This is a genomic window from Streptococcus fermentans (assembly GCF_040888305.1).
Taxonomy (GTDB): domain Bacteria; phylum Bacillota; class Bacilli; order Lactobacillales; family Streptococcaceae; genus Streptococcus; species Streptococcus fermentans.
In genome coordinates this window covers 107,945-121,403 of record NZ_JBFNFG010000005.1, presented here as the reverse complement: position 1 = coordinate 121,403, position 13,459 = coordinate 107,945, and the positions used below count along the sequence as shown (strand labels likewise).

The window sequence follows — 13,459 nt, the reverse complement described above, 5'->3', positions numbered from 1 at the left end:
TTATTTTTAAATAGAAGCAAAAATTCATTTCAACTCCTATTTAAAAACAAAATAGAAGAGAGGAGATAAAAATCTGACAAGGTCTTTGATTTTTAAACTCCACTCTCTGAGCAATAGTGAATTTTCTTTTCTATTACAATTATTCTGTTGTATTCATGAAACCAACATACTTACGTTTCAATAAATAACCTTCCAATTGTTTAATTCCTTCAATACCTGTTGAGATAATGATCAAAAGACTTGTTCCCCCAAAAGCAACGACTTCTGAAAGACCGAATAAATCCTTAGCTACAATAGGTAAAATGGAAATGACTCCTAGGAAGAGGGAACCGACTGTTGCGAGACGACGAAGAAGTTTTGACATATACTCTTCTGTCCCTTTACCAGGACGGACACCGTGGATATAAGCACCGCTCTTTTGCAAATTTTCTGCTGCCTTCTCTGGATTAATCTGTACAAATGTATAGAAGAATGTAAAGAGGATAATCAACAGAGCGTACAAAGCGATACCTGTAGGGGCTGTTGTAGATAGCAACTCCTGAGCACTACGTACCCAGGCCCAATCAAGACCAGATGCACTTACAAATTGTAAAATTGCCGCTGGTGCTGCTGTAATTGAGCTAGCAAAGATAACAGGGATAACCCCAGCAGGGTTAATCTTCAAAGGAAGATAGGAACTTGATGGTGCTCCTTGTGCTACCTTAGTATACTGAATTGGTATCTTATATTCAGCTTGTTGAACATAAGTTGTAAAGTAAACAATCAATAAGACTGCTACAATTAAGATAGCAACAAAAATGAGGGATGAGGTCAAGCGGTCGCTTGGTACATTGACAAAGTAGTCAACATAAATTCCCTTGATCATATCAGGAATTGAAGCAACAATCCCCGCAAAGATAATCATGGAAACACCATTTCCATAACCCTTATCAGTAATTTGCTCTCCCAACCAAGTTACAATCATACTACCCGCTGTTAGGATTGCTCCAATCACAAGGAAAACTTGTGGTGTTAAAGGAACAGTCAAAAGTTTGGCTCCAGATAAAGCATTAAAACCAGCAGTAATTCCGATAGATTGCACGAATGCAAGAACAAGGGCAATATATCGAGTTGCCTGGTTCAATTTTCTACGACCAACTTCCCCTTGTTTGCCCCACTCTACAAACTTTGGTAATAAATCCATTTGTAAGAGTTGGACAACGATAGAAGCAGTAATGTATGGACTAACACCAAGTGCAAAAACTGAAAAGTTTTTCATGGCATTACCAGACACCAAACTTAACATATTTAGAAAAGATAGACCACTCAAAGCATTCAAGCTATTGGCATTCACCCATGGAACCGTAATGCTAGTCCCGATACGGAAGACAAAGACGATAAAAATTGTAAAAAGAATTTTTGATCGAACTTGCTTGACTTTGAAGGCTTCTCTCAATAATTTAAAAAACATAGGTCACCTCTCTTAGATGACTTCTACTGAACCACCTTTAGCAGTGATAGCTTCTTCAGCTGATTTAGAGAATTTAGCTGCTTTTACAGACAATTTCTTAGTCAACTCACCGTTACCAAGAATTTTGATACCTGATTTCTCAGCTTTAACAATTCCTGATTCGATAAGAACAACTGGAGTTACTTCTGCACCATCTTCAAAGACGTTCAATTGGTCAAGGTTAACAATTGCGTATTCTTTAGCGTTGATGTTAGTGAATCCACGTTTTGGAAGACGACGGAACAATGGAGTTTGTCCACCTTCAAAACCAAGACGTACTCCGCCACCGCTACGAGCTTTTTGACCTTTTTGACCACGACCAGATGTTTTACCGTTACCTGATGAAGTACCACGACCAACACGGTTACGAGTTTTACGAGAACCTTCTGCAGGTTTCAATTCATGAAGTTTCATTATATATTTTCTCCTCTTTTGTAAAATGCTAGCGCCGATAAGAGAGAAAAGGTTGTCTCTCCTATCAACTCGCCTATACGTTTGTCATCAAAGATGACTATATCTAGTTTTAGGGGATGGTATACTGCACATCCCCTAAAATTTAATTAGTTTACTTCTTCAACTGTTACCAAGTGAGATACTGCAGTAATCATACCACGTACTGCTGGGTTATCTTCTTTAATAACAGAGCTGTTCAATTTGCCAAGTCCAAGTGCTACAACAGTTTTACGTTGTGATGGAATGCGTCCGATTGGAGACTTAGTCAAAGTAATTTTAATTTGAGCCATTTTATCCCCTTTCTTATGCCAAATCAGAAACTGAAATACCACGAAGGGCAGCAACTTCTTCAGCGCGTTTCAATTGTTTCAAACCTTCAACAGTTGCGCGAACAATGTTGATTGGAGTATTTGAGCCAAGAGATTTAGATGTAACATCAGCTACACCTGCCAACTCGATAACGGCACGAACAGCACCACCAGCGGCAACTCCAGAACCTTCTACAGCTGGTTTCAACAATACTTTAGCTCCACCGAATTCTGAAATAACTTCGTGTGGGATTGTTGTTCCAACCATAGGAACTTCGATCAAGTTTTTCTTAGCATCTTCTACTGCTTTGCGGATTGCTTCTGGAACTTCTTGAGCTTTACCAGTACCAAATCCTACGCGACCGTTGTGGTCACCAACGACTACAAGAGCTGCAAAACGAAGACGACGTCCACCTTTAACAACTTTAGTAACACGGTTAACAGCAACTACGCGTTCTTCTAATTCAACTGCATTGTCTTTAAATGCCATTTTCTAGTGTCCTCCTATTAGAATTTCAATCCGTTTTCACGAGCTGCATCAGCCAAAGCTTTCACACGTCCGTGATATAGATATCCACCGCGGTCGAACACCACTTCTGAAATACCTTTAGCGTTTGCACGTTCTGCAACGAGTTTACCGACAGCAACGGCTTGTTCAGTTTTTGTTCCTTTTGAAACTTCTTTGTCAAGAGTTGAAGCACTTGCGAGCGTTACACCCGCTACGTCATCAATAACTTGAGCGTAGATGCCTGTATTAGAACGGAATACGTTCAAACGTGGGCGATCAGCAGTTCCAGAGAGTTTTCCGCGAACGCGACGGTGGCGTTTTTGGCGGAGTTTGTTTTTATCTGGTTTAGAAATCACAGTTTTCACCTCTTTAGTTTTAAATCGTGTGCTATGCACAAAGTTGGAAATAGTATTGGTGGTTGAAAATCAACCACTCAATATTATTTACCTGTTTTACCTTCTTTAAGACGAACATATTCGCCAACGTAACGGATACCTTTACCTTTGTATGGTTCTGGTGAACGAAGGCTACGTACGTAAGCAGCTGTTTGACCAACTACTTCTTTTGAAATTCCGCTAACAACGATTGTTGTTGGGTTTGGAAGTTCAAAAGTAATTCCTTCTGGAGCTTCAACTTCGTCTGGATGTGATTTACCAACAGCCAAAACAAGTTTTGATCCTTGAAGTTGTGCACGGTAACCAACCCCACGCATTTCAAGTTGTTTCTTGAATCCTTCTGATACACCAATAACCATGTTGTTCAAAAGAGCACGAGTAGTTCCGTGGATAGTTTTCATTTCTTTTGAATCGTTTGGACGGTGAAGAGTTACTTCAGTACCTTCCACACGAATTTCAATATCTTTTGAGAACTCACGAGTAAGTTCTCCTTTAGGTCCTTTTACAGTTACAACGTTGTCATTGTTAGTGATTTCAACACCAGCAGGCAACACGATAACTTTATTACCAATACGTGACATGTTTTTATTCTCCTGTTAAATTGTCAGGCCATGTTGGCCAGTTTTCACGGGGTTAAATCGATTTCTCGATTTAAAGGAATATTTAGGTTTTAATTTCAAAGTGAATCTAGGCATCGTCTCGCAGGCATAACTTTGGATTAGGCAAGAGACGATAACGACGAGTCACAAAGAAATTGGGAGCTAAATATTACCAAACGTAAGCGATAACCTCACCACCAACGTTCTTTTGGCGTGCTTCTTTATCAGTAAGCAAACCTTCAGAAGTTGAAAGGATAGCAATTCCAAGACCGTTAAGTACTTTTGGAAGGTCTTCACGTTTTTTGTAGACACGAAGTCCTGGTTTAGAAACACGTTTCAAGTTTGTGATAACTTTTTCACCGTTTGGTCCGTATTTAAGGAATACACGGATGATGCCTTGTTTGTCATCTTCGATGATTTCTACGTTCTTAACAAAACCTTCGCGTTTAAGGATTTCTGCAATCCCTTTTTTGATGTTTGATGCAGGTACTTCAAGTACTTCGTGTTTTGCTTGGTTAGCGTTACGAATACGAGTTAGGAAGTCTGCGATTGGGTCAGTCATAACCATTTTATTTTTCTCCTCTTACTAGTAGTTTGCAAGTTGCACTTGCTAGTTAATACATGATACAAAGAGCGTAACAGCAAGAGCAAAAATAGGCAATTTGATGCAGGAGCGATGCTCCAAAGCAAATTGGTCTTTTTTGCCAAAGCTGTAGCTCGTGTTCAAATTGGCAAGCCCAACTGAACCCGGGCTAAACTCTGTGTGAAAAAGATAAACTTTTCTAGAAACTAAAGTTTCTTCGTCAAGTTTCCTATTTTCACTTGGAGTTTTGACGCCCTTGATATCTTAAATTACCAAGATGCTTTTGTTACACCAGGGATTTGACCTTTATATGCCAATTCACGGAAGCAAACACGGCAAAGTTTAAACTTGCGGTAAACTGAGTGTGGACGTCCACAACGTTCACAGCGAGTGTATGCTTGAGTAGAGAACTTCGCTGGGCGTTTGTTCTTAGCAATCATAGATTTTTTAGCCATTAGTTATACCTCCTATATTATTTTGCAAAAGGCATTCCAAGGCCTGTAAGCAATGCACGTGACTCTTCGTCAGTGTTAGCAGTAGTTACGATAACGATGTCAAGACCACGAGTTTTGTCAACGTCATCAAAGTTGATTTCTGGGAAGATCAATTGTTCTTTCACACCAAGTGTGTAGTTTCCGCGTCCATCAAATGATTTTGTTGGAACACCATGGAAGTCACGCACACGTGGAAGTGAAACTGAAACCAATTTATCCAAGAATTCGTACATACGTTCACCACGAAGGGTAACTTTTGCACCGATCGCAACACCTTCACGAAGACGGAAGCCGGCGATTGATTTTTTAGCTTTAGTGATAAGTGGTTTTTGACCTGAGATAAGCGCCAATTCTTCAGCAGCTTTTTCAAGGCTTTTAGCGTTTGATACAGCTTCACCAACACCCATGTTCAAAACGATCTTATCTACTTTAGGCACAGCCATCACTGATGAGTAGTTGAATTGTTCTGTCAAAGCAGGAACTACTTCATTAAGATATTTTTCTTTTAAACGATTTGCCATTATACTTCTCCTTTCCTTCGTGATTAATCAAGCACTTCGCCTGATTTTTTGTTGTAGCGAACTTTTTTACCGTCTACAAATTTGTAACCAACACGACCAGCTACACCATTTTTGTCCAAAACTTGAACGTTTGATACGTGGATAGCTGCTTCCTTCTCGATGATACCACCTTGAGGAAGTTCGTTAGTTGGACGTTGGTGTTTCTTAACGATGTTAACACCTTCAACGATAACTTTGTTTACTTTTGGAAGGGCAGTAAGGACAACAGCTTCTGTTCCCTTATCTTTACCAGCGATTACGCGAACTTTGTCGCCTTTTTTTACAAACATTTTTTTCTCCTTTTATTCTTACGCCCAATGGGCACCCTGGCTAAGCCAGGGGACTGTGTTTGTTTGTTTTTGCTCTGTGAAAATTAAAGTACTTCTGGAGCAAGTGACACGATCTTCATGAAGCCACCTTCACGCAATTCACGTGCAACTGGGCCAAAGATACGTGTTCCGCGAGGAGTTTTATCTTCACGGATGATAACTGCTGCGTTTTCGTCAAATTTGATGTATGAACCATCAGCACGACGAGCACCTGATTTAGTACGAACGATAACTGCTTTAACAACGTCACCTTTTTTAACCGCACCACCAGGAGTAGCTTGTTTTACAGATGCCACAATAACATCACCGATGTTCGCAAATTTACGTTTAGAACCACCAAGAACTTTGATAGTCAAGATTTCGCGTGCACCGCTGTTGTCTGCGACTTTCAAACGAGTTTCTGTTTGAATCATTTCAGTTTTCTCCTTTCAGGTTTGATTAGATGATAACCGCTTCTTCAACGACTTCTACAAGACGGAAACGTTTTGTAGCTGAAAGCGGACGAGTTTCCATGATACGTACGATATCGCCTTCTTTGGCAACATTGTTTTCATCATGTGCTTTGTATTTTTTAGAGTAGTTAATACGTTTACCATAGACTGGGTGGTTACGTTTTGTTTCAACTACAACTGTGATTGTCTTGTCCATTTTGTCAGATACAACACGTCCAACAAGAACTTTACGATTATTGCGTTCCATTGAAATTTCTCCTTCCCTAGTCTATTATTTCGCTTCAGATTGAACTGTTTTGATACGAGCGATTTGTTTTTTAACTTCTTTCAAGCGAGCTGTTTGTTCTAATTGACCAGTAGCAGCTTGGAAACGAAGTTCAAACAATTCTTTTTTCAATTCGTTTTCGCGCTTCGCGAGTTCTTCTTGAGAAAGACCACGAAGTTCTTTAACAAATTCTTTTACTTCATTAAGTTTCATGCCTTCTCCTTATTCTGCTTCACGTTTTACGAATTTACATTTAACCGGCAATTTGTGGCTTGCAAGACGAAGCGCTTCGCGAGCGATCTCTTCAGATACACCTGCAACTTCAAACATTACTTTACCACGTTTAACTGGTGCTACCCAACCTTCAGGTGCCCCTTTACCAGATCCCATACGAACCCCGATAGCTTTAGCTGTGTATGATTTGTGTGGGAAGATTTTAATCCAAACTTTACCACCACGTTTCATGTAACGAGTCATGGCGATACGAGCAGCTTCGATTTGGCGGTTAGTGATCCAGTGGCTAGTTGTAGCTTGAAGACCGTATTCACCGAATGCTACTTCTTTTCCACCTTTAGCTTCACCGCGCATTTTACCACGGAATTCACGACGGTGTTTAACACGTTTAGGTACTAACATTGGTTATTTACCTCCTTTAGTGTTTTTACGAGCTGGAAGAACTTCACCACGGTAGATCCATACTTTAACACCAAGTTTACCGTATGTAGTGTCTGCTTCTTCCCAAGCATAATCGATATCTGCACGAAGTGTGTGAAGTGGAACAGTTCCTTCAGAGTATCCTTCAGCACGGGCGATATCTGCACCGTTCAAACGACCTGATACTTGAGTTTTGATTCCTTTAGCTCCAGCACGCATTGCACGTTGGATTGCTTGTTTTTGTGCACGACGGAAAGCAACACGTTGCTCCAATTGACGAGCAATTCCTTCACCAACAAGGTGAGCATCCAAATCAGGTTGTTTGATTTCGATGATGTTGATGTGTACTTGTTTTCCAGTCAATTTGTTAAGTTTAGCACGAAGTGCATCAACGTTAGCACCACCTTTACCGATAACCATACCTGGTTTAGCAGTGTGAAGTGAAACGTTAACTTTGTTTACTGCGCGTTCGATTTCAATAGTTGAAACAGCTGCGTCAGCAAGTTCTTTTTGAACGAATTTACGGATTGCAAGATCTTCATGAAGGTAATCCGCGTATTCTTTTTCAGCATACCATTTGGCATCCCAATCACGGATGATGCCGACACGCATACCAATTGGATGTACTTTTTGACCCACGATTTTACCTCCTTATTTTTCTGCAACAGCTACAGTGATGTGAGCTGTACGTTTGTTGATTGGTGAAGCTGAACCTTTCGCACGTGGACGGAAACGTTTCATAGTTGGTCCTTCGTTTGCGAATGCTTCAGATACTACCAAGTTAGCTTTATCCAAACCAAAGTTGTTTTCAGCGTTAGCTACAGCTGAGTTCAAAACTTTCAAGATGATTTCAGCAGCTTTGTTTGGAGTGAATGTCAAAATTGCGATTGCATCGGCTACGCTTTTACCACGGATGTTGTCAAGAACAAGACGTGATTTACGAGGTGAAACACGTACTGTGCGAGCCATTGCTTTAGCTGAAGTAATTTCTGCCATTTATGTTCTCCTTATTTTCTACGTGTCTTCTTGTCGTCTGCGGCGTGACCTTTGTAAGTACGAGTTGGTGCGAATTCACCAAGCTTGTGACCTACCATGTCTTCTTGGATGTAAACAGGTACGTGTTTACGTCCATCATAAACTGCGATAGTGTAACCAATGAAACTTGGGAAGATCGTTGAACGACGTGACCAAGTTTTGATAACTTTTTTCTTTTCGTCGTTAGCTTGAGCTTCAACTTTTTTCATCAAATGCTCATCGACGAAAGGTCCTTTTTTAAGACTGCGTCCCATTTTTATATTTTCTCCTTTAAATTTTGTACCACAGCGGCTTGCGCTCACAAGGAGCGCTACCGAGCTGGCGGAATTTCTAGTTGCTTAAGCGACTAGTTTTAAATTATTTCTCGTTGCGACGACGAACGATAAGTTTGTCAGATTTCGCTTTCTTGTTACGAGTTTTAAGACCAAGAGCAGGTTTGCCCCATGGAGTAGATGGTGCTTTACGACCAACTGGTGCTTTACCTTCACCACCACCGTGTGGGTGGTCGTTAGGGTTCATTACAGAACCACGAACTGTTGGACGGATACCTTTCCAACGGCTACGTCCTGCTTTACCAAGGTTTACAAGTCCATGTTGTTCGTTTCCGACAACACCAACTGTAGCACGACAAGTTCCAAGAATCATACGAACTTCGCCTGATTGAAGACGAACAAGAACGTATTTACCTTCTTGTCCCAATACTTGAGCAGAAGCTCCAGCAGCACGAACCAATTCACCACCACGACCTGGTTTCAACTCAATGTTGTGAACCAAAGTACCAACTGGGATGTTAGCAAGCGGAAGAGCGTTACCTACTTTGATATCAGCTTCAGGGCCTGAAACGATACGTTGACCGACTTCAAGACCTTTTGGAGCGATGATGTATGCTTTCACACCGTCAGTGTAGTGCACAAGAGCGATGTTTGCAGAACGGTTTGGATCGTACTCGATAGTTTTAACAACTGCTTCAACGTTATCTTTGTTACGTTTAAAGTCAACCAAGCGGTAGAAACGTTTGTGTCCACCACCTTGGTGACGAACAGTGATACGACCGTTGTTGTTACGACCAGCCTTGCTCTTCAAAGCAACAAGCAAAGTTTTTTCTGGTGTGCTTGTTGTGATTTCAGCGAAATCCAAAGAAGTCATATTACGGCGACCGTTTGTTGTTGGTTTATAAACACGAATTCCCACGATATTTCCTCCTTAGATTATTCAGCTTCAGCAGCGAACAACTCGATTGCTTTTGAATCAGCTGTAAGTGTGATGATAGCTTTTTTAGTTTTGTTAGTAAAACCAGTGTAACGTCCAACACGTTTAGCTTTAGGTTTTACGTTGATTGTGTTAACATTTGCAACTTTAACACCTTCGAAAGCAGCTTCAACAGCTTGCTTGATCAAAAGTTTGTGCGCACGTGTGTCAACTTCAAATACATATTTTCCTGCTTCAAGTTGAGCCATTGAGCTTTCAGTGATTACAGGTTTTTTGATAACATCATACAAATTCATTATGCAAGAACCTCCTCGATTTTAGAGATAGCTGCTTGAGTAACAAGAAGTTTGTCACTATTTGCGATGTCAAGAACACTTGCAGTTGTAGCAGTCGCAACTTTCACGTTTGGAAGGTTACGAGCTGAAAGAGCTGCGAATTCGTTTCCTTCTTCAAGAATAACAAGGACTTTAGAATCGATGCTCAAAGCTGCAAGAACTTTTGCAAATTCAGCAGTTTTTGGAGCTGTAAATTCAAGAGAATCAACGGCTACAAATTTGTTTTCAGCAACTTTTTCTGAGTAAACAGATTTTAGTGCAAGGCGACGAACTTTTTGAGGAAGTTTGTACGCATAGCTACGTGGAGTTGGTCCGAAGACGATTCCACCACCACGCCATTGTGGAGAGCGGATAGAACCTTGACGAGCACGTCCAGTTCCTTTTTGACGCCATGGTTTGCGTCCGCCACCTGAAACGGCTGAACGGTTTTTAACAGCGTGAGTTCCTTGACGAAGGCTAGCACGTTGGCTGATGATGACATCAAACACAACAGATTGGTTTGGTTCGATACCAAAGATTGCATCGTTAAGAACAACTTCGCCCGCTTGTTTACCAGTTTGGTCGAATAATGTTACATTTGCCATTTTGACTGTATTCCCCTTTCCTTATTATTTACCAGCTTTAACTGCTGATTTGATAGTGATAAGAGATTTCTTAGCACCTGGTACGTTACCCTTGATAAGGATAACGTTCTTTTCTGGAACAACTTGTACAACTTCAAGGTTTTGAATTGTTACACGGTCGCCACCCATACGTCCTGCAAGGTTTTTACCTTTGAATACGCGGTTAGGTGCAACAGGTCCCATAGAACCTGGACGACGGTGGTAGCGAGAACCGTGAGCCATAGGTCCACGTGATTGTCCGTGGCGTTTGATAACACCTTGGAAACCTTTACCTTTAGAAGTACCAGTTACGTCAACAACGTCTCCAGCTGCGAATGTTTCAACTGTGATTTCAGCACCAACTTCCAAGCCTTCAACGTTTTTGAATTCACGAATGAAGCGCTTAGGAGCCGTGTTAGCTTTTGCTACATGTCCTTTAGCAGGTTTGTTGCTCAATACTTCGCGTTTGTCATCGAAACCAACTTGGATAGCGTTGTATCCGTCTGTTTCAACAGTTTTAACTTGAAGAACAACGTTTGGAGTTGCTTCAATAACTGTTACAGGGATCAATTCGCCAGCTTCAGTGAAGATTTGAGTCATTCCCACTTTTTTCCCTAAGATTCCTTTTGTCATGAGAAAATAGTTCCTTTTCTATATTTTTTATTCAAAAAGTTTTTAACGAGCGTTTTTTATGCTCAAGTTATCAAGCTTTAGATTAAAGTTTGATTTCTACGTTTACACCACTTGGAAGATCCAATTTCATCAAAGCGTCAACTGTTTTTTGAGTTGGGTTAACGATATCGATCAAACGTTTGTGTGTACGCATTTCAAATTGTTCGCGAGAGTCTTTGTATTTGTGAGTCGCACGAATGATTGTGTAGAGGCTACGCTCAGTTGGAAGTGGGATTGGACCTGCAACTTCTGCACCTGTACGAGTAGCTGATTCTACGATTTTTGCAGCCGCTGTGTCAAGCGTACGGTGTTCGTAAGCTTTCAAACGGATACGGATTTTTTTGTTTGCCATCTTTTTCTCCTTTTCGTCTATTTAAGATAATAGGCTAGCTCCACAAGAAAACCGATGCGCGTTGCGTGGCAATGCAACCGAGCGTGTCGCAACCTCTTGCATCAAAGCTAAAGCTGTAATTTACAGCACCATAATAGAATAACACAAAGCCCCTGCGATTGCAAGGGATTTGACAGGATTTTTTTAATTTTTTAGATGAAACTGTTTTCTTATTCAATTTTAATGAATTTGCATATTTAAATGCTGGATTATCTGACTTTTCTTCTATATAATCTTAGTTTTAATTTGAAATTTATCATCTGATTGATCTATCAAGATATCTGCTCTTGATTCGGTTTCTTTATAGTATTGTAGATACTGCATCCGTCTCATCTGCTGACTAGCCAATATAAATTTTGTATCCCGATTTCTCACAGTCGTATCTCGAGCTAGTCGCCTTTTTAATTCGGTCTCCTCATCCGTGTAGAAACAAATGGTTTTGTCAAAGAATTCCTTGGGCAGAAAACCCACAGACATCCCTTCGACTATCAGAATTGGTTTTGCTCCCGATAAGACCTCACTAGCCTTCCAAGGTTCTTCTATTGTCAAGACATCCATACCCGCCTGCAAAGCGAGGATATCTCTTTGTAAACTTGCTAGCTCATGCGCTACTGCTAAACAAGCGGTCACTTTTTGGTTGGGAGTCTCCTTTGGCACCACTAAATGTCGTTCCGAAGTAATATAGGGATCTGTTTCTAGCAAATTTACTGTAGTAGAATCTAGGGATTGATATAATTCCTGAGCGAAAGTTGATTTACCTGAAGCCCCATGACCGTAGATCCCTAGCGTCCTAATTCTTCCCGAGTCTATTTCTGAGACCAGTTGCTCTATTAAGTCTTTTTTCTTCATTCTCTCTTCACCTGTTCATAGCTTTGCTTCCCATCATTAAGCTTGTCCCAAATAACTACTTTTCCACTTTGCAGAGATTTTTGCACATCTATAATCCGCTGATTAGAAGAGCCTCGGAACTGGAGCATGAGATTGCGCTTGCTTTTATCATAACGACCATCGACCAGGATATCAATCAACGACAAGAGTTCCAGTTTGTCTGGAGTCTCCAGCATCATTTCTTCCCAAGTGTAGCCCGTCCAGGACCAGATATCTTTTTCTGGCAATTCCTTACGAATGCGTTTTACGAGAGGTAAGATTATACCTGTATTGAGGAAAGGCTCTCCTCCTAATAAAGTCAATCCTTGAACATAGGGTTGGGCCAGATCTGCCATGATTTGTTCTTCTAACTCTGGCGTATACGGGATACCAGCATTGAAAGACCAGGTCGCAACATTATAACAGCCCTCGCAGTGAAACATACAACCTGCTACATAGAGAGAATTGCGCACCCCCTCTCCATCGACAAAGTTAAAAGCCTTATAGTCAATGATACGCCCTTGACTGAGTTCTTCACTCTTCCACTCGCCTGGTTTTGGTGTATTCCAAGTCATCCTTCTACTCCAACTCTATCCAATAGCGCTCCGTTCCATTACGAACATCCTCATAGACTCCACCGTTAGCTAAAATAACAGCTCGACTGGCAGGATTTTCCGTGCTACAAGTCACAAGCGCTCGTTTGATATTCTTTTTCTTAGCAATTTGTAGACCTTGTCGGAGGGACTCTTTGGCGTAGCCCTTGCCTCTTTCAGACGGGCGGATGGAATAGCCAATATGGCCTGCATGATTCAGCAAGCCCTCATTTAATCTCAGCCGTAGATTCAAAAAACCTAAAGCACGGTCTGATTCATCAAACAAAGCGAACTGAATTGATGGAACGCGATTTTCCAGCAACCCTATTCCCATTTCTTTATTTCGGCTAGTTTCTAGCCAGTCCTCGTAAGAGAAATTCTCAATATCCCAAAATCCGCCATTGTGGGTCGATTGGGTCTCTTCAAACTCCTCTATCATATCTACAACAGCTTCCTTATCCGCCAATGTCGGCCTGCGTAATATCATCTTTACCTCCAACTAAGAGAAAAGCGAGAGCGGACTCTCACTTTTTCTTATTCTTATTTAAAAATTGCTCTCTTAGGCTAGCCACTCGGTCTTTTTTATTGCCTCCACCTTTTGAATGTTTCTCGTGGAACCGTTGAACCAAGGCCTTGCCCTTATCGTCTAATTGATATTTTCCCATT

The 13,459-nt window shown here is 41.1% G+C and carries 26 protein-coding genes; all 26 read right to left on the bottom strand.

The window, feature by feature from the left end:
• Window positions 1–139: 139 nt before the first annotated feature.
• Window positions 140–1,450: a preprotein translocase subunit SecY gene (gene secY / locus AB2B50_RS06270; protein ID WP_049526520.1), complete on the bottom strand. Its 1,311-nt coding sequence runs from the start codon at window positions 1,448–1,450 to the stop codon at window positions 140–142.
• A gap of 12 nt (window positions 1,451–1,462) precedes the next feature.
• On the bottom strand, window positions 1,463–1,903 hold the full coding sequence (gene rplO, locus AB2B50_RS06265) for a 50S ribosomal protein L15 (RefSeq protein ID WP_000766079.1): 441 nt from the start codon (window positions 1,901–1,903) through the stop codon (window positions 1,463–1,465).
• A 146-nt stretch (window positions 1,904–2,049) separates the two neighbouring features.
• Window positions 2,050–2,232, bottom strand: a complete 183-nt coding sequence (gene rpmD / locus AB2B50_RS06260; RefSeq protein ID WP_000057243.1) for a 50S ribosomal protein L30 — start codon at window positions 2,230–2,232, stop codon at window positions 2,050–2,052.
• Window positions 2,233–2,245: 13 nt separating this feature from the next.
• Complete coding sequence (gene rpsE, locus AB2B50_RS06255; RefSeq protein ID WP_000874203.1) at window positions 2,246–2,740, bottom strand: 30S ribosomal protein S5; 495 nt, start codon at window positions 2,738–2,740, stop codon at window positions 2,246–2,248.
• Between the two features lie 17 nt (window positions 2,741–2,757).
• Window positions 2,758–3,114 (bottom strand): 50S ribosomal protein L18, encoded by a 357-nt coding sequence (rplR, locus tag AB2B50_RS06250; protein ID WP_000624044.1) that lies wholly within the window; start codon window positions 3,112–3,114, stop codon window positions 2,758–2,760.
• 83 nt (window positions 3,115–3,197) lie between these two features.
• Complete coding sequence (rplF, locus tag AB2B50_RS06245; RefSeq protein ID WP_000086625.1) at window positions 3,198–3,734, bottom strand: 50S ribosomal protein L6; 537 nt, start codon at window positions 3,732–3,734, stop codon at window positions 3,198–3,200.
• Window positions 3,735–3,921: 187 nt separating this feature from the next.
• Entirely contained in the window at window positions 3,922–4,320 is a 399-nt protein-coding gene (rpsH, locus tag AB2B50_RS06240; RefSeq protein ID WP_000245504.1) for a 30S ribosomal protein S8, read from the bottom strand.
• A 284-nt stretch (window positions 4,321–4,604) separates the two neighbouring features.
• Window positions 4,605–4,790 (bottom strand): type Z 30S ribosomal protein S14, encoded by a 186-nt coding sequence (locus tag AB2B50_RS06235; protein ID WP_001085699.1) that lies wholly within the window; start codon window positions 4,788–4,790, stop codon window positions 4,605–4,607.
• Window positions 4,791–4,807: 17 nt separating this feature from the next.
• On the bottom strand, window positions 4,808–5,350 hold the full coding sequence (gene rplE, locus AB2B50_RS06230; protein WP_000013542.1) for a 50S ribosomal protein L5: 543 nt from the start codon (window positions 5,348–5,350) through the stop codon (window positions 4,808–4,810).
• A 23-nt stretch (window positions 5,351–5,373) separates the two neighbouring features.
• On the bottom strand, window positions 5,374–5,679 hold the full coding sequence (gene rplX, locus AB2B50_RS06225) for a 50S ribosomal protein L24 (protein ID WP_000497691.1): 306 nt from the start codon (window positions 5,677–5,679) through the stop codon (window positions 5,374–5,376).
• An 83-nt stretch (window positions 5,680–5,762) separates the two neighbouring features.
• Window positions 5,763–6,131: a 50S ribosomal protein L14 gene (gene rplN / locus AB2B50_RS06220; protein WP_000616548.1), complete on the bottom strand. Its 369-nt coding sequence runs from the start codon at window positions 6,129–6,131 to the stop codon at window positions 5,763–5,765.
• A 25-nt stretch (window positions 6,132–6,156) separates the two neighbouring features.
• Window positions 6,157–6,417, bottom strand: coding sequence for a 30S ribosomal protein S17 (rpsQ, locus tag AB2B50_RS06215; protein WP_000440801.1), 261 nt, complete (start codon window positions 6,415–6,417; stop codon window positions 6,157–6,159).
• A 24-nt stretch (window positions 6,418–6,441) separates the two neighbouring features.
• Window positions 6,442–6,648, bottom strand: a complete 207-nt coding sequence (gene rpmC / locus AB2B50_RS06210) for a 50S ribosomal protein L29 (protein WP_000772918.1) — start codon at window positions 6,646–6,648, stop codon at window positions 6,442–6,444.
• Between the two features lie 9 nt (window positions 6,649–6,657).
• On the bottom strand, window positions 6,658–7,071 hold the full coding sequence (rplP, locus tag AB2B50_RS06205; RefSeq protein ID WP_000960948.1) for a 50S ribosomal protein L16: 414 nt from the start codon (window positions 7,069–7,071) through the stop codon (window positions 6,658–6,660).
• 3 nt (window positions 7,072–7,074) lie between these two features.
• Window positions 7,075–7,728 (bottom strand): 30S ribosomal protein S3, encoded by a 654-nt coding sequence (rpsC, locus tag AB2B50_RS06200; RefSeq protein ID WP_000529936.1) that lies wholly within the window; start codon window positions 7,726–7,728, stop codon window positions 7,075–7,077.
• Window positions 7,729–7,740: 12 nt separating this feature from the next.
• Window positions 7,741–8,085, bottom strand: coding sequence for a 50S ribosomal protein L22 (gene rplV / locus AB2B50_RS06195; RefSeq protein ID WP_000818137.1), 345 nt, complete (start codon window positions 8,083–8,085; stop codon window positions 7,741–7,743).
• 11 nt (window positions 8,086–8,096) lie between these two features.
• Window positions 8,097–8,378, bottom strand: coding sequence for a 30S ribosomal protein S19 (rpsS, locus tag AB2B50_RS06190; protein WP_000533766.1), 282 nt, complete (start codon window positions 8,376–8,378; stop codon window positions 8,097–8,099).
• Window positions 8,379–8,481: 103 nt separating this feature from the next.
• A complete protein-coding gene (gene rplB / locus AB2B50_RS06185) occupies window positions 8,482–9,315 on the bottom strand; it encodes a 50S ribosomal protein L2 (protein WP_061863915.1) in 834 nt (277 codons plus the stop codon).
• Between the two features lie 17 nt (window positions 9,316–9,332).
• The gene (locus AB2B50_RS06180) at window positions 9,333–9,629 is read right to left on the bottom strand and encodes a 50S ribosomal protein L23 (protein ID WP_001055347.1); all 297 of its coding nucleotides are present in this window, start codon (window positions 9,627–9,629) and stop codon (window positions 9,333–9,335) included.
• Window positions 9,629–10,252: a 50S ribosomal protein L4 gene (rplD, locus tag AB2B50_RS06175; protein WP_000024549.1), complete on the bottom strand. Its 624-nt coding sequence runs from the start codon at window positions 10,250–10,252 to the stop codon at window positions 9,629–9,631. Before rplD ends, AB2B50_RS06180 begins: the two co-directional genes overlap by 1 nt.
• A 24-nt stretch (window positions 10,253–10,276) precedes the next feature.
• Window positions 10,277–10,903: a 50S ribosomal protein L3 gene (rplC, locus tag AB2B50_RS06170; protein ID WP_000160197.1), complete on the bottom strand. Its 627-nt coding sequence runs from the start codon at window positions 10,901–10,903 to the stop codon at window positions 10,277–10,279.
• Between the two features lie 82 nt (window positions 10,904–10,985).
• Window positions 10,986–11,294 (bottom strand): 30S ribosomal protein S10, encoded by a 309-nt coding sequence (rpsJ, locus tag AB2B50_RS06165; protein WP_061863914.1) that lies wholly within the window; start codon window positions 11,292–11,294, stop codon window positions 10,986–10,988.
• Between the two features lie 264 nt (window positions 11,295–11,558).
• The gene (locus AB2B50_RS06160) at window positions 11,559–12,182 is read right to left on the bottom strand and encodes a uridine kinase family protein (RefSeq protein ID WP_320692752.1); all 624 of its coding nucleotides are present in this window, start codon (window positions 12,180–12,182) and stop codon (window positions 11,559–11,561) included.
• Window positions 12,179–12,775, bottom strand: coding sequence for an anaerobic ribonucleoside-triphosphate reductase activating protein (gene nrdG, locus AB2B50_RS06155; RefSeq protein WP_320692751.1), 597 nt, complete (start codon window positions 12,773–12,775; stop codon window positions 12,179–12,181). Before nrdG ends, AB2B50_RS06160 begins: the two co-directional genes overlap by 4 nt.
• Window positions 12,776–12,779: 4 nt before the next feature.
• On the bottom strand, window positions 12,780–13,280 hold the full coding sequence (locus AB2B50_RS06150) for a GNAT family N-acetyltransferase (RefSeq protein WP_320692750.1): 501 nt from the start codon (window positions 13,278–13,280) through the stop codon (window positions 12,780–12,782).
• Between the two features lie 37 nt (window positions 13,281–13,317).
• Complete coding sequence (locus tag AB2B50_RS06145; protein ID WP_000521609.1) at window positions 13,318–13,458, bottom strand: hypothetical protein; 141 nt, start codon at window positions 13,456–13,458, stop codon at window positions 13,318–13,320.
• Window position 13,459 lies beyond the last annotated feature (1 nt).

Excerpts from the sequence above, each read along its gene's own strand:
- rplV (WP_000818137.1), bottom strand. The coding sequence starts at position 8,085 with ATGGCAGAAATTACTTCAGCTAAAGCAATGGCTCGCACAGTACGTGTT.
- rplD (WP_000024549.1), bottom strand. The coding sequence starts at position 10,252 with ATGGCAAATGTAACATTATTCGACCAAACTGGTAAACAAGCGGGCGAA.
- rplC (WP_000160197.1), bottom strand. The coding sequence starts at position 10,903 with ATGACAAAAGGAATCTTAGGGAAAAAAGTGGGAATGACTCAAATCTTC.
- rplN (WP_000616548.1), bottom strand. The coding sequence starts at position 6,131 with ATGATTCAAACAGAAACTCGTTTGAAAGTCGCAGACAACAGCGGTGCA.
- secY (WP_049526520.1), bottom strand. The coding sequence starts at position 1,450 with ATGTTTTTTAAATTATTGAGAGAAGCCTTCAAAGTCAAGCAAGTTCGA.
- AB2B50_RS06145 (WP_000521609.1), bottom strand. The coding sequence starts at position 13,458 with ATGGGAAAATATCAATTAGACGATAAGGGCAAGGCCTTGGTTCAACGG.
- rpsE (WP_000874203.1), bottom strand. The coding sequence starts at position 2,740 with ATGGCATTTAAAGACAATGCAGTTGAATTAGAAGAACGCGTAGTTGCT.
- rpsH (WP_000245504.1), bottom strand. The coding sequence starts at position 4,320 with ATGGTTATGACTGACCCAATCGCAGACTTCCTAACTCGTATTCGTAAC.
- rplP (WP_000960948.1), bottom strand. The coding sequence starts at position 7,071 with ATGTTAGTACCTAAACGTGTTAAACACCGTCGTGAATTCCGTGGTAAA.
- rplX (WP_000497691.1), bottom strand. The coding sequence starts at position 5,679 with ATGTTTGTAAAAAAAGGCGACAAAGTTCGCGTAATCGCTGGTAAAGAT.
- rplF (WP_000086625.1), bottom strand. The coding sequence starts at position 3,734 with ATGTCACGTATTGGTAATAAAGTTATCGTGTTGCCTGCTGGTGTTGAA.
- rplO (WP_000766079.1), bottom strand. The coding sequence starts at position 1,903 with ATGAAACTTCATGAATTGAAACCTGCAGAAGGTTCTCGTAAAACTCGT.
- rplE (WP_000013542.1), bottom strand. The coding sequence starts at position 5,350 with ATGGCAAATCGTTTAAAAGAAAAATATCTTAATGAAGTAGTTCCTGCT.
- AB2B50_RS06160 (WP_320692752.1), bottom strand. The coding sequence starts at position 12,182 with ATGAAGAAAAAAGACTTAATAGAGCAACTGGTCTCAGAAATAGACTCG.
- AB2B50_RS06235 (WP_001085699.1), bottom strand. The coding sequence starts at position 4,790 with ATGGCTAAAAAATCTATGATTGCTAAGAACAAACGCCCAGCGAAGTTC.
- rpmC (WP_000772918.1), bottom strand. The coding sequence starts at position 6,648 with ATGAAACTTAATGAAGTAAAAGAATTTGTTAAAGAACTTCGTGGTCTT.
- nrdG (WP_320692751.1), bottom strand. The coding sequence starts at position 12,775 with ATGACTTGGAATACACCAAAACCAGGCGAGTGGAAGAGTGAAGAACTC.
- AB2B50_RS06150 (WP_320692750.1), bottom strand. The coding sequence starts at position 13,280 with ATGATATTACGCAGGCCGACATTGGCGGATAAGGAAGCTGTTGTAGAT.
- rpsS (WP_000533766.1), bottom strand. The coding sequence starts at position 8,378 with ATGGGACGCAGTCTTAAAAAAGGACCTTTCGTCGATGAGCATTTGATG.
- AB2B50_RS06180 (WP_001055347.1), bottom strand. The coding sequence starts at position 9,629 with ATGAATTTGTATGATGTTATCAAAAAACCTGTAATCACTGAAAGCTCA.
- rpsQ (WP_000440801.1), bottom strand. The coding sequence starts at position 6,417 with ATGGAACGCAATAATCGTAAAGTTCTTGTTGGACGTGTTGTATCTGAC.
- rpsJ (WP_061863914.1), bottom strand. The coding sequence starts at position 11,294 with ATGGCAAACAAAAAAATCCGTATCCGTTTGAAAGCTTACGAACACCGT.
- rpmD (WP_000057243.1), bottom strand. The coding sequence starts at position 2,232 with ATGGCTCAAATTAAAATTACTTTGACTAAGTCTCCAATCGGACGCATT.